Raw genomic sequence first — 19,763 nt, forward strand, 5'->3', positions numbered from 1 at the left:
GGCGGCCGCGATCGTGGGGGCATGACAGCCACCGCCCCCGCATCGCGGCCCGGGACCGGCCCGGTCGACCTGGCCGGCCCGCAGCCCGTTCTCGACGTCGTCATCCCGGTCTACAACGAAGAGGCCGACCTCGAACCGTGCATCCGACGGCTGCACGCGCACCTGGCCGACCACGTCTCCTACCCGTACCGGATCACCGTCGCAGACAACGCCAGCACCGACGCGACGCTGCAGGTGGCCGAAAGACTGGCCCGGGAGTTCCCCGAAGTGGCGGTCTGCCACCTCGCCGAGAAGGGCCGCGGGCGCGCGCTCAACGCGGTGTGGCAGGCCTCCGACGCGGCCGTGCTCGCCTACATGGACGTCGACCTCTCCACCGACCTCGCCGCGCTCGGGCCGCTCATCGCCCCTCTGCTGTCCGGACACTCGGATCTCGCCATCGGCAGCAGGCTCGCCCGGGGGGCGCGAGTGGTGCGCGGGCCGAAGCGCGAGTTCATTTCCCGCTGCTACAACCTGATCCTCCGCTCGACGCTGGCCGCGAAGTTCAGCGACGCGCAGTGCGGCTTCAAGGCCATCCGCGCCGACGTCGCCCGTGAACTGCTGCCGCACGTCGTGGACACCGGGTGGTTCTTCGACACCGAGCTGCTCGTCCTGGCCCAGCGCGCCGGGCTGCGGATCCACGAGGTGCCCGTCGACTGGGTCGACGACCCCGACTCGTCGGTCAACATCGTGAAGACGGCCACCGAGGACCTCAAGGGCATCGCCCGCGTCACCAAGGCCACGTTCACCGGGGAGATCCCGATCAGCCGGCTGCGCGAACAGCTCGGCAGGCAGCCGATCGGCGTCGACGCGCCGGGCGTGCCGCCGCGACTGGTGACGCAGCTGGTGCGGTTCGCCGCGATCGGCGTCAGCAGCACGCTCGCCTACCTCGTGCTCTTCCTGCTGCTGCGCACGGTTGTCGGCGCGCAGCCGGCCAACTTCGCCGCGCTGCTGGTGACGGCGATCGGGAACACCGCGCTGAACCGGCGGCTCACGTTCGGCATCCGCGGCCGCGCCGGCGCCGGGCGGCACCAGTTCGAAGGGCTGCTCGTGTTCGGCCTCGGGCTCGCACTCACCAGCGGCTCGCTGGCCCTGCTCAACGGAACCACCACCCCCGGCCTCGTCCTGGAGCTCACCGTGCTGGTGCTGGCGAACCTCGCCGCCACGGTGCTCCGGTTCCTGCTCCTGCGCGGCTGGGTGTTCCACCCGCGGCGTCAGGCCATCACCCAGAAGGAGTCCTGATGACCACCGTCCTGCCCGCCCCGGTTTCCGAACCCCGGCACCGCAAGGAATCCGCCGCGCACGCGCCGCCGCGCTGGGTCCGCCCGGCCGCGTTCGGGCTGCTGGCCGCGACCGCCGTGCTGTACTTCTGGAACCTCACCGCGTCCGGCTACGGGAACTCCTTCTACGCCGCCGCCGTCCAGTCCGGGACGCAGAGCTGGAAGGCGTGGCTGTTCGGGTCGCTGGACTCGGGGAACGTGCTGACGGTCGACAAGCCGCCCGCGGCCCTGTGGGTCGGCACGGCGTTCGCCCGGATCTTCGGCTTCTCGAGTTTCACGGTGCTGGCCCCGCAGGCGCTGATGGGGGTCGCGTCCGTCGGGATCCTGTACCTGACGGTGAAGCGGGTTTCCGGCCCGGTCGCCGGGCTGCTGGCCGGGGCGGTGCTGGCGGTGACGCCGGTCGCGGCGCTGATGTTCCGCTTCAACAACCCGGACGCGCTGCTGGTGCTGCTGATGGTCGCGGGTGCCTACTTTGTCGTGCGCGCCACGGAAAAGGCGAGCCCGCGGTGGCTGGCGCTGGCCGGCGCCGCGATCGGGTTCGGCTTCCTGACGAAGATGCTGCAGGCGTTCCTGGTGCTGCCCGCGTTCGGCCTGGTGTACCTGATCGCGGCGCCGACGTCGCTGGGCAAGCGGCTGCTGCACCTCGGCGGCGCCGTGGTGGCGCTGGTCGTCTCGGCGGGCTGGTTCATCGCGCTGGTGGACCTGTGGCCTACGTCTTCGCGGCCGTACATCGGCGGGTCCGAAGGGGACAGTCTGCTCGAACTGGCGTTGGGCTACAACGGGTTGGGCCGCATCTTCGGCGGCGAGGGCAACGGCGGCGGCATGGGTGGCGGCGGCATGGGCGGCAACACCGGGTTCGGCGGGTCCACGGGCCTGTTCCGGATGTTCGGCGCCAGTTTCGGCACGGAGATCTCCTGGCTGCTGCCGGCCGCGTTGATCGGGCTGGTCGCCGGGCTGTGGTTCACCCGCCGCGCACCGCGCACGGACAAGACGCGGGCGGCGCTGGTGCTCTGGGGCGGCTGGCTGGTCGTGACGGCGCTGGTGTTCAGCTTCATGAGCGGCACCGTGCACCCGTACTACGCGGTGGCGCTGGTCCCGGCGATCGCCGCGCTGGTCGCGATTTCGGGCCGCGCGCTGTGGCAGGGCCGGGCGCACCTGGCGCCGCGGGCGGTGCTGGCCGGGATGGTCGTGGCCACGGCGGTGTGGTCGTTCATCCTGCTGGACCGGACGCCCGAGTGGTTCCCGGCGCTGCGCTGGATCGTCGCGGTGCTCGGGGTGCTGGTGGGCACGGTGCTGGTGATGGGCGTGCCCGCTTCGCGCCGCGCGGTGGCCGTCGTGGCGACGGCGGTGGTCCTGACGATCGGCGTGTCGTCCGCGGCATACGGCGTCGAGACGGCGTCGGTGGCGCACAGCGGGTCGATTCCGACTTCCGGGCCGACGTCGAGCGCCATGGGCGGCTTCGGCGGCGGCTTCGACGAGTCGTCGAGCGCGATCGGCACCCTGCTGGCCAAGACGACGACGAAGTGGGCGGCGGCGACCACCGGTTCGCAAAGCGCGGCATCGCTGGAATTGGCCAGCGGCAAGGCGGTGATCGGCATCGGCGGCTGGAGCGGATCGGACCCGGCACCGACGTTGGCCGAGTTCAAGGCGTACGTGGCCGCGGGCGAAGTCAAGTACTACATCGAAGGCGGCCGGGGCGGTGGCCCGGGCGGCGGATCGTCGGAGATCACGGAGTGGGTGACGGCGAACTTCACCGCCACCACGGTCGACGGCCAGACGGTGTACGACCTGCAGAGCTGAAGATCGCGAAGGGGCCGTGAACGGACTCACGGCCCTTTCGCGCGCAGGTGGTGGCTGACGTCGCCGACGAGGTCGACGGTGACGCGGCGTTCGGTGAACCGCCATCCGCCCTCGGCGCGGGTGAACCGGTCTTCGTAGCGACCCGCCGCGATCGTCTGCAGCGGGAACCCGGGAACCGCCTGCAGCACCGTGAAGTACGCCCGGCCCGACGCCGTCGCCTCCGACACCTCGAGCGCCACGTTCGTAGTCACGTGCTTCGTGCGCGGGGTCCCGTCCTCGTACACGATCACCGAATCGCGCAGCATCCGCTCGACCTCCGCCGCACCTTGCAGCACACCACCGCTGCCGACGAAGGCGCCCTCCACGAACAACGAGCCCACGCCGGCGAAGTCCCCCGCGTCGACCAGCGACGCGTACGAAAAGACCAAATTCTCCAACGCGCGGTAGTCGTCCACGGAAACGATCTTACAGAGAAAGTATAGAAATCGTCCGTATCTTGGCGGCGACGGCGGCAGGGGGCCGCCGACCCAGGGGGGGGTACACCATGGATCGCCGTAGCCTGCTCAAAGCCGGGGCCGTCGCCGTGGCCGGGGTTGCGCTCACCGGAGCCGCAACGGGCACCGCCGCCGCTGCCGGCGAGTTGCCGCCCGTGCCCGGGATGCTCGGGGACCGCCGGGCCAACGAACTCTGGTACCAGCTCGACGAAATCGCGTTGTACCACCTTTCCCCGGAAGTCAAGGCCGCCTACGACGTGTTCTGGCCCTTCATCCAGCAGAACGCTCCGGAAGGCCTGTACGCGAAGTGGCTGGAGCTGAGCCGGGATCCGGCGTACCCCGGGAACTACGCCGAGTTCGCCAAGCCCGTCGAACAGCCCTTGCGCGTCCTTTCGAAGCTGCAGCTCGACAACTTCGACCACTTCTACCGCGGTGACGAAGCCGGCCTGGTCAAGGCCTTCGCCGCGTTCGGACAGGGCATCCTCTTCGACCCGCGGCGGGAGCCGCAGGAGTCGGAGGTGCACACCATGAACGGGAACCCGCCGAGCGGCTACCACTTCTGGCACTCCGTCCTGCGGGCGCAGATGTTCCTCGGCATCGACCGGCACCGGTGGGCGCGGCTCCACCCGATGATCGGGTTCGCCTGGGCGCTGCAGTCCATCGCGAAACCCGACCACCGCCACGTCAACCCGGGCCTGCCGCGCGAACAGGTGCGCGCGCTGGCCCGGTACTGGCTGCCGCGGTCGCCCGATCAGCTCGACCACGACTTCCGGTCGGCGCCCTACCCGGGCTGAGCGTCCAGCGCCCGCTGGTAGGCCGCCCGCAGCGCCGGCCCGGGCGCGATCCCCAGCCGCTCGTCGAGGAGGCGGCGGCCGCGGTGGTACACCGCCACCGCGTCCGCCGTCCGCCCGCTCGCGCAGAGCGCGGCCATGAGCAGGGCCCGCGCGCGTTCCCGCATCGGGTGCTCGAGGACGAACGCCGTCGCGTCGGGCACCGCGCGCAGGTGTTCGCCCGACGTGATTTCGGCTTCGAGCCGGCCCTCCAGCGCCGTCAGCCGCAGCTCGTCGAACCGCGCCGCCTCGCCCGCGCGGAGCGGTTCGGCGACGCCGGCGAGCACCGGACCGCGCCACAGCTCCAGTGCGGCGCGAAACAGCGCCGCCGCGCGGGCCGGGCGGTCCGCGCGCAGCTCGTCGTGCGCCGAGGCGGTCAACCGCTCGAACTCCTCGGCGTCGACGGTTCCGCCCGGCGCCAGCAGGTAACCGCCGCCGGTGCGGACGAGCCGCGCCGGACACCCGAGGGCCTTGCGCAGACGGGAAACGTACGTGCACACCTGCGCGTCGACCGTCGAGGGGCGTTCGCCGCCCCACAGCAGCGAAATCAGCCGTTCGTCCGGCACCACGCGCCCGCGGGCCAGCAGAAGCGCCGCCAACAGCGTCCGCGGCTTGCACCCGCCGAGCACGGCCGGGCGGCCGTCGGCGCGCGACACGGCCAGCGGACCGAGAATCCGGAACTCCATCCCCACCCCCTTCCCACGGTACGCGGAAAATCTCAGCCGGGCCTCAGATTGGGCGCGGATCATGGAGGCAGAGGGGACGAGGAGGCCGCGATGATCACCACACGTCCGGGTTACCCGCGCTGGCACACCGCGAGCGCGCAGGGGCCGCGCTCACTCAACGCCGACGCCGTCGGGGCGTACGCCGCCGCCGGCGGGCCCGGCATCGCGTTCGCCCTCGCCGACGGCGTCGGGGACGATCCCGCCGCCGCGCGCGCCGCCCGGACCGCCGCCGCGGCCGCCGCCCGCACGCCAGTCCACAAAGGACCCGTCGAGGCGGTGCTGGCCGCGCAGCGCGCGGTGCGCGAGCAGACACTCGGGGACGCCGTGCTCGTCGTCGCCATGCCGGCCGCGCACGGCGGGTACCGCATCGCTTGGGTGGGTGACGCCCGCGCGTACTCCTGGGACGGCACCACGCTCGGCCGCCTGACCACCGACCACACGCTCGCCGAGTTCTTCCGCGCCCGCCACCAGCCGGTGACGCCGCGGATGGAGCACGTCGTCACCACCAGCGTCCGCACCGCGCAGGCGCACGAGATCGGCACGGCGGAGACGACGAGCCCGGGCCTGCTCCTGACCAGCGACGGCGTCCACAAGCCGCTGACGGCCGGCGGCATCCGCGCGGTGCTGGCGCGGCCCGGCACGGGCGCCGCGGAGCTGGTCGAAGCAGCGCTCGCCCGCGGCGGCTCGGACAACGCGACCGCCCTCTACGTCGAACCCCTGGAGGTCGACAGCACCACGGTGCGATTTCCCGTCGCCGCGTGAACCTTGAGGGCTGTCTCGTAACCCGCCTGACCAGAGGTGTCGCCGGTAGAGTTGACCGGTGATCGGCAATCTCGAGACGTTCCAGGACGAGCTGGCCGCCAGCGGCTTTCCGCCGCTGGTCAACAAGCTGGCCGGGCCCGGCTTCCGGGGCCGGGTCGCCACCCGCGACCTCGGGCCGCTGCGGCTGGTCTCCCTCGACACGCCGGAGAGCGCCTGCATCCTTCGGGAGCGCGACGCCTCCGACGGTGAGCACCTCGCGGTCAAGGTGATGACCCGGGGCCGGACGCGGATCGAGCAAGGGCGGGGCGAGGCCGAACTCGGGCCGGCCGACCTGGTGCTGCTCGATCCCACGCGGACGCTCCGGTTCGAGAGCACCGCCGCGGCGCACGTCACCGTCCTGGTGCCGCGCCGGGAGCTCCGGATCCGGAACGCGCAGATCGACCGGCTCATCGGCGTGCGCATCGACGGCAGCCACGGCCCGGGCGCGCTCGTCTCCGTGCTGGCCCGGGAGTCGGCGCGGTCGGCCACCGGGTTCCGCGAGGCGGAGGCGCTGCGGTCGGCGGCGGCCGTCGTCGAGCTGCTCGCCGTCGCGCTGGAAGCCCGGCTCGGCGATGGACAACCGGCCCCGGACGAGCGGCTGCGGGACCGGATCACCGGCTACATCGAGGCCCGGCTGGCCGATCCCGAACTGTCCCCGCCCGGCATCGCCGCCGCCCACCACATCTCGGTGCGCCGGCTGCACAAGCTGTTCGAGGACCAGCCGCTCACCGTCGCGGCCCTGATCCGCCGTCGGCGCCTGGAGCGCTGCCGAGCCGAACTGACCGGAAGCGGACGTACGGTCACCGCCGTCGCCGCCCGGTGGGGCTTCTCCGATCCCACCCATTTCAGCAAGCTGTTCAAGGCGACGTACGGCTACACCGCCCGCGCACTGGTGACCAGCAACCGTGCACCGACGACCAAGACGCGCACCGCCGGCCCGGGAAAGGATGGTGGTGACCAAGGCAGGCAACAGTGACAGGAGCAGTCATGGCGAAGGTGAACATCGTCCGCCCCGGGGAGGGCGAGATCCTCGGCAGCGGGGCGCAGCAGATCCGCATCCTGGAGAACGGCGAGCACACCGACCACCGGCTGGGGTTCGCCGAGGTCACCATTCCGCCGGGCACGCCGAGCCCGCTGCAGCATCGCCACGCCCAGCACGACGAGGGCTTCTACGTGCTGGCGGGCACGTTCCGGTTCACCGTCGGCGAGGACCACTACGACGCCGGGCCGGGCACCTGGGTCATCGTGCCGACCGGGGCGCCGCACACGTTCGCCAACATCGGCGACGAGAACGCGGTCATGCTGAACACCTTCACGCCGGACCTGTACGTGCAGTACTTCCGCGACTTCAAGGCCATGATCGATTCCGGGCAGCCGGTCAACGCCGAGACCATGGGACCGCTGTGGAAGAAGTACGCCACGGAGATCTCGGACGAATACGCCTCGTGAAGCGCCCTCTCAGGCCGCGCGTTTGAGCTGCCGGTACTCCCTCAGCACCAGCACGATGATCACCACGTCGAGCGCGGCGAAGAACGGCAGCGCGATCGAGTGCGTGTGCACCGCGCGGACGATCTCGTAGACGACGAAAGCGGCGAGGATGACCGCCGCCACGGGGTAGGCGCGGACGATCTTGCGGGCCAGCGCCCAGACCAGGCCGAGCTTGATCAGCCCGTGGGCGAGCAGGTACGCGACGGCGAACGTCTTGGTGTCGCCGTGCAGGAAGTTCTCCGTCGCCGATTCGAGGTGGCGCGCCAGCGTGCCCGACGGGTCGCCGAGCAGGTCGCGGGTGATCACGGCGTGGGAGAACCCGCTGACCGTCGAGGCCGGGACGAACGCGAGGATCAGCGCCCCGGCGACCTGAAGCGCGCCGTCGAGGCCCTTGAGCGCGATCGCGATCCGGAAGAACCGCTCGGTCGCCGTCGTTTTCTGCTCGGACATGCCTCCAGCTCAGCAGAAACGGCGGATCAGCGCACGTGGAGGCACTTTTCGCACCGTTCGTGGCGCGCTGTCCGGCCCGTCGGGTCCGTCCCGTAAAAGGGGAAACAGGCCGCGCCGCAGACGGCGAGGAAGATCGGCCCGCACCGGAGGGGGTGCGGGCCGACCTGGTGGGCGACGGCCAGCGCGCGCCGCCGTGCGCCCGCTTCGGGGAGCCAGCCGTGGTCCGGGAGACTCGCCCGGACCTGGGCGTCCAGCTCGTCGGCGCGGGTGATCAGGTCCGCGCCGAGGTCGGCGAGCCGCTCCCCCAGATCCCGCAGGATGTCCGGCCGCGGCGGCTCCTCCCCGACGGTCCTCGCCAGCCACGCCAGATCGGGAACGAGCGAAGCGTGCAGGTCGCGGATGCGCTCCAGCAGCCGCCGGTCCTCCTCGGCATCGATCAGCACCGCGCCAGCCACGCCGACTCGCACCCGGTACACGTCGGGTCGAACCAATTCCCCCCGAGCTGCGGAACGTCCTTCACCGCCACGGTCACTTCTTCCCCGCACAAAGCCACGAACCGTTCCTCCGGACGCGGAGGGAACGGCCCGTCGAGCGCGTGGCGCTTTCCCTCCGCCTGCTGCCACCTCAACATGATGTCCATTGAAACTGTCGCGTTCGGTTGACACCAACACACTGAGGGTGTGACGAACCGCGGCCGTATTATCGAGCCATGAAAGCGACTTCTTCGACGCCCAGAGCGCGCACGTTGGCTGCCGGGTTACGCGAGCTGCGCGAGTCACACGGAATGGGCCTGCGCAAGCTGGCGCGGATTCTCGGCTTTGCGCCACAGCTGCTCTCGTTGTGGGAGAAAGGGTTGCGGGTGCCGCCAGTCGCGGCCGTGGCTCTGATCCTCGGCTTCTTCAAGGTGAGTGGCGAGCAGCAAAAGCATCTGCTTGAATTAGCGGATAGCGCTCGCGAGCCCGATTGGATCACCTCCGGTTCGCCGGAGATTCCCGCGCCACTCAGCGGCCTGCTGGAATGCGAGCGAACCGCGACCACGATCACGAACTGGGCGCTCAACATCATTCCCGGGCTACTGCAAACCGCCGACTACGCCCGAACTTTGCTGAGCAATTCCAACCTCACCATCGAACAGGCCGATGCGCGGATCAAGGTCCGGCTCGGCCGGCAGCAGATTCTCACCCGCCCCGATCCGGCCCGGCTGAAGGCGATGATCTACGAGACCGCTCTCCGTGAACCGGTGGGCGGGGAGGACATCATGTCCGACCAATTCGATCACCTGCTGGAGATGTCGCGGCTGCCGAACGTCTCGCTGCGGATCGTCCGCTCCGGCCAGGGCTACCACCCCGGCCTCCTGGGCAGCTTTCTGCTCTACGAATATCACGACCTGCCGCCGGTCATCTTCCTGGAATACCACGGCGGGAGCGCCTTTCTCTCCGACGAGCATCACGTCGCCACGCATCGACGGCTTGGTAAACTGCTCTCCGGGATCGCTTTGAGCGAGGAAGCCTCCCGCGACCTGATCGCGGAGGTGGCGAGATAGTCGGAGGCCTGGATGCACCGGAATTGGCGCAAGTCGTCCCACAGCGGCGATTCGGGCGACTGCGTCGAGGTGGCGGTCGACGGCACCGTGGGCGTCCGGGACAGCAAAGCGCCCGCCGCCGGCCAGCTCACCGTCTCGCAGCAGGCCTGGTCAGCGGCTCTCGACCGGCTCCGCTGAGGTCTCCGTCCGCACCACGTCTTCGGCGAAAGCCACCGCCACCTTCGCGCCTTCGCCGCCGAAGATCGGGCCGTTCGTGTACAGGCCGTCGATGATGAACATGATCCGGTCCGCCAGGCGCTCCGGGTCCGGGGCCGCCGTCTCCGCCGCCAGCTCGCGCAGCTGTGCCCGGACCCTCATGAAGTGGTCCAGCGACACGCGGTGGGCCGGGTGCTCGCGGTCCGGGAACTCCGCGAACGTCGTGCGCAGCGGGCACCCCCGCGTGCCCGGCTCGTTGACCCGCGTCCCCACCTCGCGCACCAGCTCCACCAGGTGCCGCTCCGGGCTGCCCGCGGCCGCCGCGGCGCCGGCCACGATGTCGTCCCAGTCGCCGCTGCAGCGCCTCAGGTACGCCACGACCAGGTCGTCCTTGCTCGGGAACTGGCTGTAGAGCAGGTTCTTGCCACACCCGCACTCGTCGATGATCTGCTGCATCCCCACCGCGTGCACGCCGTAGGAGTTGAACAGCCGGGTGGCGGTCTCGAGGATGCGCTCACGGGCGTCCGGTGACGGTTTGCGGGGCATGGACGAATCGTACCGGACCGAATGGTCCACATCGCGAAATCGCGGTTGACAAGGCCGGACAAGTCCCAGCATGATTCGGACCGTTCGGTCCGGGACCGATCGGTCCGACTTGTCTGGGGGTTTTGCATGACCGTCTCCACCGCACCAGCGGTCCACGACCGCCTCACGCCGCGGGCGCGCGGCCTGCTGCTCGTGCTCTGCGGAGCGCTGTTCCTCGATGCGCTCGACGTCTCGATGAAGGGTGTCGCGCTGCCCTCCATCGGCGCCGAGCTCGGGATGTCCACCGGCTCGCTGCAGTGGGTGGTCAGCGGCTACGTCCTCGGTTTCGGCGGCTTCCTGCTGCTCGGCGGGCGCGCCGCCGACCTGCTCGGCCGCCGTCGGATGCTGATCGCGGCGCTCGCCGTGTTCGCCGTCGCGACCGCGCTCGGCGGCTTCGCCACCAGTGGCCCGCTGTTGGTCGCCGCGCGGTTCGTCACCGGGATCAGCGCCGCGTTCAGCGCGCCCGCCGGGTTCTCGATCATCACAACCAGCTTCGCCGAGGGCCAGGTGCGCAACAAGGCGCTGTCGATCTACACCGCCACCGGCGCGACCGGCTTCTCGCTCGGGCTCGTCGCCGGCGGCCTGCTCACCGAGGTCAGCTGGCGGTGGGTGTTCCACGCGCCGGTGCTCGTCGCGCTGGCGACGCTGGCCGGCGCGCTCGCCGTCGTCCCGCGCACGGCCGCCGCGCCGGGCCGCGGGTTCGACGTCGCCGGTTCCGCGACCATCACCGCGGCGATGCTCCTGCTCGTGTTCACACTGGTCGAGGCGCCGAACGCGGGCTGGGCGTCGGTGCGGACACTGGGTTCGCTGGTGGCCGTCGCGGTTTTGCTCGCGGTGTTCGCCGTGCTCGAACGCCGGGTGGCGAACCCGCTGCTGCGGCTGGGAATCCTGCGGTCCGGCCCGCTCGTGCGCGCGAACGTCGCGGCGATGTCGCTGCTCGGCGGCTGGGTCGGCGCGCTGTTCATCGTCACGCTGTACCTGCAGGACGGCCGCGGCTGGTCGGCTTTGGAAACCGGCCTGGCAGTGTGCCCGAGCGGCGTCGTCGTGGCCCTTCTCGCGCCGCGGATCGCCGCACCCCTCGTCGGCCGGTACGGCTCGGGCCGGGTCGCGCTGGCGGGTCTCGTGGCATCGGTGGCGGCGTACGCGCTGCTACAGTTCCTGGACGCCTCCAGCGGCTACGCGACCCTGATGCTGCCGGCGTTCCTGCTGGTGGGGGTGGCCTTCACGCTCACCTACGGGCCGCTGACGATGGCCGCGGCGGACAGCGTCCCGGCGGCCGACCAGGGCCTGGCGGGCGGGCTGGTGAACACGGCGTTCCAGGTCGGGCCGGCCCTCACGCTCGGCGTGGTTTCGGCCGTGACCGCGAGCGGCGGCCTCCGGGCGGCCCTGGTGGTCCCGCTCATCGTGGCCGCGCTGGGGGTGGCCGCGATGCTCCCGGCGCTGCGCCGCGCCTGAAAGGGTGACGGCCTCCCCGGTGCCGGGGAGGCCGTCACCGCGTCACAGGGCGGGCGGCGCCGCCTTCGTGCCCCACGCCGTGGGGGTGTCACTCAGCGAGAAGCGGATCTTGCCCGCCCGCAGCAGGTCCGCGTGGGAGATCCAGCTGCGGTCGTAGTCCCGGTGTCCGATTCGGACGTCCTTTGTGTACTGCAGCTGCGCCGCACTCGCGCCCGGCGCCTCGATCTCGATCTTGCGGCCGCCGTCCGGGCGGATCTCCACCTTCTCGAACATCGGCGTGCTGAGCAGGTAGGTCCCCGAGCCCGGCTGGGCCTCGAAGACGCCGGCCATGCCGAAGACGAGCCACGACGAGATGGTGCCGAGGTCGTCGTTGCCGGGCATGCCGTACGGCGTGTCCGTGAACAGCGTCCGCGCCGCGCGCAGCACGGCCGAGGTCTTCCACGGCGCGCCCGTCCAGCTGTACATCCAGGGCGCGTGCAGGTCGGGCTCGTTGTTCGGGTTGAAGGCGAAGTTGTTGTGGTAGTCGTAGGCGCCGTGGACCCAGGAGTCCTTGGCCGCCTTCGCCGGATCGGTGAGCAGCAGCGGCATGTCGAAGAAGGTGTCGAGCCGCTTCTCCGCCTGTGCCGGGCCGCCCATCAGGCCGAACAGCTTCGCGGTGTCCTGCTGGGCGAGCCACTGGTACTGCCACGGCGTGCCCTCGTGGAAGCCGGTCGACTTCGCCGGGTCGGGGTCGCCGACGCCGGTGCCGTCGGCGGCCTTCGTGCGCGGAAACCCGGTGAAGCCGTGGGATTCGACGCTGCCGTCCCACAGTTTCGCGAAGTTGCCGCAGCGCGCTCGCAGGGTCGCGGCCTTGTCCCGGTAGCCCAGCCCGGCCGCCATTGTGGACAGTGCGCAGTCGGCGAGGGCGTACTCGAGGGTCGCCGAGCCGGCCTGGCGGGTGTCGCCGTAGGTGTAGCCCGGCAGGTCCTGGTAGCCGATCCAGCCGTTCTGGACGTAGGTCGGGTTGCCGTCGCGGCCGCGGAAGATCGACTGGTCCTGCGGCACCTCGTTGGCGTTGCGCCACAACGCGTCGAACAGCTGGCGGGCGGTCCGGTCGTCGAGGATCCCGCGGCGGTAGTTGTCGACCACCCAGGGCGTGACGGGGTCGCCGCTCATCACGTTCGTTTCGCCGCCGGCGAGGGCCCAGCGCGGGACCCAGCCGCCGTCCTGGTAGATCTTGAGGACGGACTTGGTCATGTCCGCGACCTTGTCCGGGTGCAGCAGCGCGACCAGCTGGTTCTGCGAGCGGTAGGTGTCCCACAGCGAGAACATCTGGTAGTAGGTGTCGCGGCTGCGGTGGATCCGGTCGTCGAAGCCGCGGTAGGAACCGTCCACATCAGACCCGACGGACGGGTGCAGCAGCGACCGGTACAGCGCGCTGTAGTAGGTGCGCTGGTCGGCGGTCGTCCCGCCGGCGACGCGCATCCGGTTCAGCTCGTCTTCCCAGGTGTCGTGCGCGGCCTTGCGCGCCTTGTCGAACGACTTCGGCTGCTCGGCCGTGCGGTTGAGGCGGGCGCCGTCGATCGAAGTGTAGGACAGCCCGACCGAGGCGCCGACCTGCTTCTTGTCGGCGCCGAAGGTGAGCCAGGCACCGGTGCGCCGGCTGCCGAGCTTCGCGTCACGCTGGTTCGGCGTGAGCTTGTCGTCGGTCCAGGTGCCGAAGCCGGTGAACTTGCGGTCGAACTTGGCGCTGAAGAAGACCTTGTAGCGCTCCTTCTGCGTCTCCCAGCAGAAGTTGCCGCCCTGCAGCCAGCCCTCGACGGTGTCGTCGCCGAAGACGTGGACGTCACCGGCGTAGGTGTAGCCGTTGCTCTCCCCGACCTCGATGAGCACGTTTTCGCTGGTGGCGTCGCCGGGGAAGGTGTAGCGGTGCTGCCCGGTGCGCTGGGTCGCGGTCAGCTCGGCGTCGATGCCGCTGGCGAGCTTGACGCCGTAATAGCCGGGCTGCCGGGTCTCGTCGGCGTGGCTGAACTTCGCCCCGTACTTCGCGGGATCGCTCGTGGTGACGGCGCCGGTGGTGGGCATGAACCGGAAGTTGCCCATCGTCTGGCAGCCGACGCCGGAGAGGTGGGTGTGGCTGAAGCCGAGGGTGGTGTCCTGCGCGTAGTCGTAGGACGCGTACTTCTTGAGCTGGGTGTCCGGGCTGAGCTGGACCATCCCGAAGGGCGTGGTGGCGCCGGGGAACGTCGTGCCGTCACCGTTGTTGCCGATCGAGGTGTCGACGAGCGTGGTGGGGTCTTCGGCGAATCTCGGTGCTGCTTGGGCGGGGGTCGCGAGGGCCACGGTGGTGGCGCCGGCGAGCAGGCTGGCCAGGACGCGCGTCCGCGTTCTCATCCGTGTCCTCCTGACAACGTTGTCACATCCACGGTGGGATCTTTTCCGTTGTCCGGTGGACAAATCAAGCCCCGATCGCCGTGATCGGAGAGGCATCACACGTGATTGGAGGGGCATCATGCGTGACTGGAGGGGCATCACACGTGATCAGGCGGGCATCGCGGTGATGCCCGCCTGATCACGCATGATGCCTGCTCAATCACGTGTGATGCCTGCTCAGTCAGGGGTTCGGTCAGATGTGGAAGGTGACGTGGCCGCCGACGATGGTTGCCGTCACCGGGAGGGTGCGGAGGTCCGCCGGGGACAGGGTTGACGGGTCCGCCGCCGTCACCGTCAGGTCCGCGATGTCGCCCACCGCCACGCCTCGGCGGCCGCCGGAGGAGGCGGCCAGGGCGTCCGGGAGCGAGATGGCCTGTTCCGGGTGCCATGGTGGGCGGTCGTCGTCCGTGCGGGACACCGCCGAGGCTATTCCGTCCCACGGGTCCAGCGGGGCCACCGGGGCGTCCGAACCGAACTCCAGGCGGGCTCCCGACTCCAGCAGCGAGCGGTACGGGAACGCCCGCTCGGTCCGGCCGTGCCAGTGGCGGTCGGCGACGTCGCGGTCGTCCGGCTGGTGCGACGGCTGGACCGCCGCGATCACCCCGAGCGCAGCGAACCTCGGCACGTCGGCCGGGGACAGCAGCTGCGCGTGCTCGATGCGGCCCGGGCAGCCGACCTCCTCGAACGCGTCCAGCGCGATCGTGTTCGCCCGGTCGCCGATCGCGTGGACCGCCGGGATCAGCCCGTGGTCGAACGCCCGCCGCATCAACGGGATCAGCTCCTCCGGCGGCAGTTCCAGCGATCCCGGCGAATCCACGCCCGGGTACGGGTCGTGGCAGTAGGCCGTGCGCGTGTTGAGGGAGCCGTCCACGAAGAGCTTGAACGGGCCGACCGTCAGCAGCCCGCCGGAGTCCGGCAGGACGTCGCCGGTGCGGTGGCCGCGCTCGATGGTCTGGTCCAGCAGGTGCTTGGCGACGACGCACGAGATCCGGGCCGCCGGTGCGCCCCGCCGCGCCCAGTCCGCCACCGTGTCCGCGTACTCGTAGTCGACGATCTGCGTCACGCCCCGCGCGGCCGCCGCGGCCACCGCCTCCGCGACCCACCGGTCCTGGACGTCGATCGCCGCCGTCGGGAGCTGGGCCGTCGCTGTCATGCAGTCGCCCTCCAGCAGGACGCCGGTCGGGTGGTCGCGGCCGATCAGCTTCAGCGCCGCCGGGCTCAGCCACAGCGTGTGGAGGTCCGCGCTGAACAACGCGACCGCGCGCCCGGGCAGCGCCCGCTGCAGCAGGTCCTTGTGCGGCTTGTCCGGCCACAGCGCGTCGCGGAACCCGGCGCCCACGACGAGTTCCGTCTGCGGCGCCGGCGTCGCCAGCAGGTGCGCGAGCAGCAGCTCGATCGCCTCGCCCGCCGAACGGGCCGCGTCCAACGGGATGCGACGCCGGAACGTCGCCCACTGCACCACGTGGACGTGCGCGTCGACCAGCCCGGGCAGCAGCGTCCCGCCGTGCCCGTCGACCACCCGCGCGGCGAACCCCGAGGAGCCCGGTTCGGTGATCGACGTGACCCGGCCGTCGTTCACCCGGACGTCGGTGAGGTCGCCACCGAGACCCGGCCGGACGCGGCGCAGCAGGAGATCATCCATGCGGACCACCTTGCCAGCCCGACCCGTCCGGGTGAAGCACGGCTTGAGATGGGAAATACCCGGGTACTAGCTACTGTTGTACTAAATGGCAGCCGTCGCCCGCCGAAGGGTCAGGGCCGGTTCAGGAGCGCCGCCTTCACAAGCCGCGCAGGGTTCGACTCCCTCGGTTGCCACCGCATCCGCCGAAGTCCGGACAAGCGGGCAGAGCTCGCGAGATCCGCATTCGGGTGAAACCGGTTCGCAGGCCACAACCTGGCCATCGAGGTGCGCGTGTTGCGCTGCGAGCCCGGAACTCCCGGGCGCCGAATCGACCACGGGGGGACCCTCTTGTTCACCATGCTGAAGTCCACGGCGGCCGGCGCAGCCGCAGCCGGGCTCATCCTCGCCACCGCGCCCGTCGCGACGGCCGCGCAGGTGTCTGTCGTCCGGAACTTCTACGTCCCTTACGGAGCCAGCTACGCCACCGGCACCGCCACCTTCACCAACCGGTGGGTGACCCTCGATGGCACGCTGCACGCCGTCGGATGTGGCCGGGTTGTCTACGGAGACTCCTACGCGGCGGGGAAGGGCATCGACGGTGGCAGCGCGAGTTCGACTCCGCGCTGCGACGGGAACTGGCCGATCCACATCCCGGTCCCGGCCGACGTGGTGGGCGGTGCCGACAGTGTTCTGATCACCCTGGCCGCCCCGGACGGCGCCGCCGCGAGGTGGGCTTACCGTGATATCAGCCTCTCGCGGTAGCACCGCCGAACAGCGAGGCCTGAGCGTGGAAAGCGCGCACAGGCCTCGCCTCGCGGTGTCTCTTCAGACCCCGGCCGTGGTTCCGTTGCGTTGTCAACCCACCGGCATGTCCCGGCGCCGCAGCGCGAACACTCCGCTCGCGCCCGCGACCAGGGCGATCAGCACCAACCACAATGCCGACACCGGCGAGAACGTTCCACCCGGCAGCCTCGGCAAGTGCTGGAACGGCGAAATCCCCAGCACCACGTCGTTCCACCGCAACGCCGTCCCCACCAGGGACAGCAGCAGGAACCCCGCCAGCAGCCCCCAAGCCGCCGCCGCGAAGCGAGGCAGGAAGCCGGTCAGCAACGCCGCCAGGCCCGTCAGGACCCACACCGCCGGCAGCTGGGCCAGCGCCGCCGGGACCAGCGGGGCGCCGGAGGCCAGGCCGGTCGCCCAACCCGTGAGCGTCAGCACGAACGCCGGTCCGAAGAACGCGAACGTCAGGTGGGCCAGCGCCCAGCCGACGCGCCCGACCGCCGTCGCCAGGACCGGTTCCGCGCGGCCCGCCGCCTCTTCCGCACGCAGCTTCAGCGTCGCCTGCACCGCGTAACCCGCCGCTGCCAGGCCGAACAACGTCATCGTCCCCGCCAGGTACGCGTCCAGCACCGCACCGCCGCCGCCCATGCGGGACACCACGTCCGCGACCGCGCGGTTGTCCCGCATCGTGTCCGCGACGTTCCGCGCGACCCCGCCCATCAGCAGTCCGACCAGCCCCAGGCACCCGGTCCAGAGCAGCAGCGTCCCCCGCTGCAGCCGCCAGGCCAGCGCCAGCGGCGAGCGCAGGGACGCCTTCGCCTCGGAACGCCCGAGCCGGGCCGGCAGCACCGCCGCGCCGAGGTCCCGGCGCGCCGCCAGCGCAACGGCCACGGCCACCGAAGCGCCGGTCGCGGCGACGCCCACCGCGAGCACCCACCACTGCTCCCCCGCGAACGGCCGCAGCCGGTGCGCCCAGCCGATCGGCGACAGCCACGCGAGCCAGCCCGCCGTGTCACTGCTGTCCCCGGCCGCCCGCAGCAGGAACGCGAGCACCAGCACGCCGATCCCGATGCCCCGGGCGCCGCTCGCGCCCCACGTCAACTGGGCCGCGACCGCGCCGACGCCGGCGAACACCCAGCCCGCCAAGGCGAATCCGGCTCCGAGCGCCAGCGCACCCGCCCACGGCTCGCCCTGCGCGGCCACGCCCAGCGCGGTCGCCAGCCCGAACACCAGGCACGCACCGCAGGCGGCGAGCACCGCGGCGGCCAGCCCCGCGTGCCGTCCGACGACCGTGGCGCCGGTGAGCTCGCGGCGGCCGGCTTCCTCCTCGGTCCGGGTGTGCCGGACCACGGTGAGCAGCGCGATCAGCCCCACGACGACCGGGACGAACCCGCACTGCCAGGCCAGGAGGTTGCCTGCCGAAGAGCCGTACAACGGGCCGTTGCGCACGACGAAGGTCGCGCTCGAAGCGTTGAGGTCGAAGAAGTGCTGCCGTGCCGCGGCATCCGGGTACGCGGCCTTGATCGACGACAGGTAGCCGACCGGCGCGAGCGCGAGACCGAGGACCCAGACCGGCAGGAGCAGGCGGTCGCGGCGCAGCGCCAGCCGCAGCAGCGCCGCCGTCCCCGTCATCGGGCCGCTCCGACCGGCTCGTCGTGGCGGTAGTGGCGCAGGAACAGCTCTTCGAGCGTCGGCGGGCGGCTCACCAGGCTCCGCAGCCCGGCCCCGGCGAGGTGCCGCATCACGTCGTCGAGCGCCGTCGGGTCGACGGACAGGTGGACGTGCGAGCCGTACGAGCTCACGTCGTGCACCCCGGGCAGCCCGGCCAGATTCTCGGGCACGCGCCCGAGCGAGGCGTCGATCGTGATCCGGCCCAGGTGCCGCAGCTCGTCCAGGGTGCCGGACTCGACCGTGCGGCCGGCCCGGATGATCGTGACGCGGTCGCACAGCGCCTCGACCTCGGAAAGGATGTGCGAGGACAGCAGCACCGTCCGGTCGCCGCGTTCGCGTTCCTCGGCGACGACCTCCCGGAACACCTCCTCCATGAGCGGGTCGAGCCCGGACGTCGGCTCGTCGAGCACCAGCAGCTCCACATCGGACGCCAGCGCGGCGACGAGCGCGACCTTCTGCCGGTTGCCCTTCGAGTACGTCCGGCCCTTCTTGCGCGGGTCGAGGTCGAAGCGCTCGATCAGCTCGGCCCGGCGCGCGCGGTCGAGGCCGCCGCGCAGGCGGCCGAGCAGGTCGATGACCTCGCCGCCGCTCAGGTTCGGCCAGAGCGTGACGTCGCCGGGGACGTACGCGAGCCGCCGGTGCAGTTCGGTGGCGTCGGCCCAGGGGTCGCCGCCGAGCAAGGTGGCTCGGCCGCCGTCGGCGCGCATCAGCCCCAGCAGGACGCGGATCGTGGTGGTCTTGCCGGCGCCGTTGGGCCCGAGGAAGCCGTGCACCTCGCCGGTGTGGACGGTCAGGTCGAGCCCGTCGAGGGCTTTGGTCCGGCCGAACGCCTTGGTGAGGCCGTCGGCGGTGATCGCGTCGGCCATCGTCATTCCTTCCGTTGGTACGCGGCCAGCGATTCACTGGCCTTCTTCAGGGTTTCGGGCGTGGCGAGCGGATGGGTGAACAGGAACCCGGCGGCGAGCGACATGCGCAGCATCGCTTCGTGGGTGCCGGGCTCCTCGCCGAGCGCGCGGGCGACGTGGTCCTGCAGGATCATCATTCCGCCGGTCATGGCGGCCAGTGCCGCGGCGCAGGCCCGCGGGTCCGGCATGCCGAGGTCCTGCTCGCGGAAGTAGCGCTCGGTGCCGTCGACGATCTCGGTGAACTGCGCGGCCGCGGCCGCGGAGCCGTCGATCATCGCGCGGCCCATGTACCGGCGGAACAGCAGCTGGCGCTTGTCGAACGTCGGGACGAACCCCGGGTCCGCCTCCCCCTTGGCGAGCGCCTCCTCCTTGAACTTCATCAGTTCGTCGAAGACGTAGGTGTCGCAGGCCTCGCGCAGGCCGTCTTTCGAGCCGAAGTGGTGCCGGATCAGGCCACCGGAGACACCGGCTTCCCTGGCGATGTCGAGGATCGACGTCTTCTCCATGCCGCGCTCGGTGAAGAGCTTGATGGCGGCGTCGCGGATCCGGGCCCGGGCGGTGAGGTCTTCGGTGTTCATCAGCGATCCTATACGTGCGTGCAGTCGACTACTCATGAACATAGCCCGCTATACGCGCATATAGCAAGGCGGCACTTTCACGGGAAAGTGCCGCTTCCCGTCACGGACCAACCA

General features: G+C 71.2%; 21 protein-coding genes. 10 read left to right on the plus strand and 11 right to left on the minus strand.

What is annotated here, in order from left to right; genetic code table 11:
• Positions 1-21 precede the first annotated feature (21 nt).
• Positions 22-1,278, plus strand: a complete 1,257-nt coding sequence (locus ACFPLC_RS01370; RefSeq protein WP_378198306.1) for a bifunctional glycosyltransferase family 2/GtrA family protein — start codon at positions 22-24, stop codon at positions 1,276-1,278.
• Positions 1,278-3,116: an ArnT family glycosyltransferase gene (locus ACFPLC_RS01375; RefSeq protein WP_378198304.1), complete on the plus strand. Its 1,839-nt coding sequence runs from the start codon at positions 1,278-1,280 to the stop codon at positions 3,114-3,116. The genes ACFPLC_RS01370 and ACFPLC_RS01375 overlap by 1 nt, the downstream gene beginning before the upstream one ends.
• A 26-nt stretch (positions 3,117-3,142) precedes the next feature.
• On the opposite strand, the gene ACFPLC_RS01380 is transcribed toward ACFPLC_RS01375, so the two are convergent.
• The gene (locus ACFPLC_RS01380; RefSeq protein WP_378198302.1) at positions 3,143-3,571 is read right to left on the minus strand and encodes a nuclear transport factor 2 family protein; all 429 of its coding nucleotides are present in this window, start codon (positions 3,569-3,571) and stop codon (positions 3,143-3,145) included.
• A gap of 89 nt (positions 3,572-3,660) precedes the next feature.
• Here ACFPLC_RS01380 and ACFPLC_RS01385 point away from each other — a divergent pair, with 89 nt between their 5' ends.
• Positions 3,661-4,404 (plus strand): hypothetical protein, encoded by a 744-nt coding sequence (locus tag ACFPLC_RS01385; RefSeq protein WP_378198300.1) that lies wholly within the window; start codon positions 3,661-3,663, stop codon positions 4,402-4,404.
• Here ACFPLC_RS01385 and ACFPLC_RS01390 read toward each other — a convergent pair.
• On the minus strand, positions 4,392-5,126 hold the full coding sequence (locus ACFPLC_RS01390; protein WP_378198298.1) for an AfsR/SARP family transcriptional regulator: 735 nt from the start codon (positions 5,124-5,126) through the stop codon (positions 4,392-4,394). The two genes, ACFPLC_RS01385 and ACFPLC_RS01390, sit on opposite strands and share 13 nt — an antisense overlap.
• A 90-nt stretch (positions 5,127-5,216) precedes the next feature.
• On the opposite strand from ACFPLC_RS01390, the gene ACFPLC_RS01395 reads away from it, so the two are divergent.
• From ACFPLC_RS01395 to ACFPLC_RS01405, 3 genes are read left to right on the plus strand one after another with little or no spacing between them, the layout of a single operon-like run.
• Positions 5,217-5,927 (plus strand): PP2C family protein-serine/threonine phosphatase, encoded by a 711-nt coding sequence (locus ACFPLC_RS01395; RefSeq protein ID WP_378198296.1) that lies wholly within the window; start codon positions 5,217-5,219, stop codon positions 5,925-5,927.
• A gap of 58 nt (positions 5,928-5,985) precedes the next feature.
• On the plus strand, positions 5,986-6,942 hold the full coding sequence (locus tag ACFPLC_RS01400) for a helix-turn-helix domain-containing protein (RefSeq protein ID WP_378198294.1): 957 nt from the start codon (positions 5,986-5,988) through the stop codon (positions 6,940-6,942).
• A gap of 11 nt (positions 6,943-6,953) precedes the next feature.
• Positions 6,954-7,415, plus strand: a complete 462-nt coding sequence (locus ACFPLC_RS01405) for a cupin domain-containing protein (protein ID WP_378198293.1) — start codon at positions 6,954-6,956, stop codon at positions 7,413-7,415.
• Positions 7,416-7,424: 9 nt separating this feature from the next.
• Here ACFPLC_RS01405 and ACFPLC_RS01410 read toward each other — a convergent pair whose 3' ends face one another.
• From ACFPLC_RS01410 to ACFPLC_RS01420, 3 genes are read right to left on the minus strand one after another with little or no spacing between them, the layout of a single operon-like run.
• Complete coding sequence (locus ACFPLC_RS01410; protein WP_378198291.1) at positions 7,425-7,904, minus strand: DUF2127 domain-containing protein; 480 nt, start codon at positions 7,902-7,904, stop codon at positions 7,425-7,427.
• 26 nt (positions 7,905-7,930) lie between these two features.
• Entirely contained in the window at positions 7,931-8,359 is a 429-nt protein-coding gene (locus ACFPLC_RS01415) for a hypothetical protein (RefSeq protein ID WP_378198289.1), read from the minus strand.
• On the minus strand, positions 8,341-8,535 hold the full coding sequence (locus tag ACFPLC_RS01420) for an HC3 family zinc finger protein (RefSeq protein ID WP_191307665.1): 195 nt from the start codon (positions 8,533-8,535) through the stop codon (positions 8,341-8,343). Before ACFPLC_RS01420 ends, ACFPLC_RS01415 begins: the two co-directional genes overlap by 19 nt.
• Positions 8,536-8,613: 78 nt before the next feature.
• On the opposite strand from ACFPLC_RS01420, the gene ACFPLC_RS01425 reads away from it, so the two are divergent.
• On the plus strand, positions 8,614-9,447 hold the full coding sequence (locus tag ACFPLC_RS01425; RefSeq protein ID WP_378198287.1) for a helix-turn-helix domain-containing protein: 834 nt from the start codon (positions 8,614-8,616) through the stop codon (positions 9,445-9,447).
• Between the two features lie 12 nt (positions 9,448-9,459).
• Positions 9,460-9,624 (plus strand): DUF397 domain-containing protein, encoded by a 165-nt coding sequence (locus tag ACFPLC_RS01430; protein ID WP_378198285.1) that lies wholly within the window; start codon positions 9,460-9,462, stop codon positions 9,622-9,624.
• Here the strand turns inward: ACFPLC_RS01430 and ACFPLC_RS01435 are convergent.
• On the minus strand, positions 9,598-10,188 hold the full coding sequence (locus ACFPLC_RS01435) for a TetR/AcrR family transcriptional regulator (protein WP_378198283.1): 591 nt from the start codon (positions 10,186-10,188) through the stop codon (positions 9,598-9,600). The genes ACFPLC_RS01430 and ACFPLC_RS01435 overlap by 27 nt on opposite strands.
• Positions 10,189-10,314: 126 nt before the next feature.
• Here ACFPLC_RS01435 and ACFPLC_RS01440 point away from each other — a divergent pair, with 126 nt between their 5' ends.
• On the plus strand, positions 10,315-11,682 hold the full coding sequence (locus ACFPLC_RS01440) for an MFS transporter (RefSeq protein WP_378198281.1): 1,368 nt from the start codon (positions 10,315-10,317) through the stop codon (positions 11,680-11,682).
• 42 nt (positions 11,683-11,724) lie between these two features.
• On the opposite strand, the gene ACFPLC_RS01445 is transcribed toward ACFPLC_RS01440, so the two are convergent.
• Positions 11,725-14,055 (minus strand): GH92 family glycosyl hydrolase, encoded by a 2,331-nt coding sequence (locus tag ACFPLC_RS01445; protein WP_378198279.1) that lies wholly within the window; start codon positions 14,053-14,055, stop codon positions 11,725-11,727.
• 232 nt (positions 14,056-14,287) lie between these two features.
• Complete coding sequence (locus ACFPLC_RS01450) at positions 14,288-15,736, minus strand: amidohydrolase (protein WP_378198277.1); 1,449 nt, start codon at positions 15,734-15,736, stop codon at positions 14,288-14,290.
• Between the two features lie 336 nt (positions 15,737-16,072).
• Between ACFPLC_RS01450 and ACFPLC_RS01455 the strand changes: the two genes are divergently transcribed.
• On the plus strand, positions 16,073-16,477 hold the full coding sequence (locus ACFPLC_RS01455; RefSeq protein ID WP_378198275.1) for a hypothetical protein: 405 nt from the start codon (positions 16,073-16,075) through the stop codon (positions 16,475-16,477).
• A gap of 93 nt (positions 16,478-16,570) precedes the next feature.
• Here ACFPLC_RS01455 and ACFPLC_RS01460 read toward each other — a convergent pair whose 3' ends face one another.
• The 3 genes from ACFPLC_RS01460 to ACFPLC_RS01470 are packed head-to-tail and all read right to left on the minus strand — an operon-like array spanning position 16,571 to position 19,649.
• Positions 16,571-18,127: an ABC transporter permease gene (locus ACFPLC_RS01460; protein WP_378198273.1), complete on the minus strand. Its 1,557-nt coding sequence runs from the start codon at positions 18,125-18,127 to the stop codon at positions 16,571-16,573.
• Positions 18,124-19,032, minus strand: coding sequence for an ABC transporter ATP-binding protein (locus ACFPLC_RS01465; RefSeq protein ID WP_378198271.1), 909 nt, complete (start codon positions 19,030-19,032; stop codon positions 18,124-18,126). The genes ACFPLC_RS01460 and ACFPLC_RS01465 overlap by 4 nt, the downstream gene beginning before the upstream one ends.
• Before the next feature lie 2 nt (positions 19,033-19,034).
• Positions 19,035-19,649, minus strand: coding sequence for a TetR family transcriptional regulator (locus ACFPLC_RS01470; protein ID WP_378198269.1), 615 nt, complete (start codon positions 19,647-19,649; stop codon positions 19,035-19,037).
• Positions 19,650-19,763 lie beyond the last annotated feature (114 nt).

The sequence above is a fragment of the Amycolatopsis plumensis genome, from assembly GCF_042652605.1.
Taxonomy (GTDB): domain Bacteria; phylum Actinomycetota; class Actinomycetes; order Mycobacteriales; family Pseudonocardiaceae; genus Amycolatopsis; species Amycolatopsis plumensis.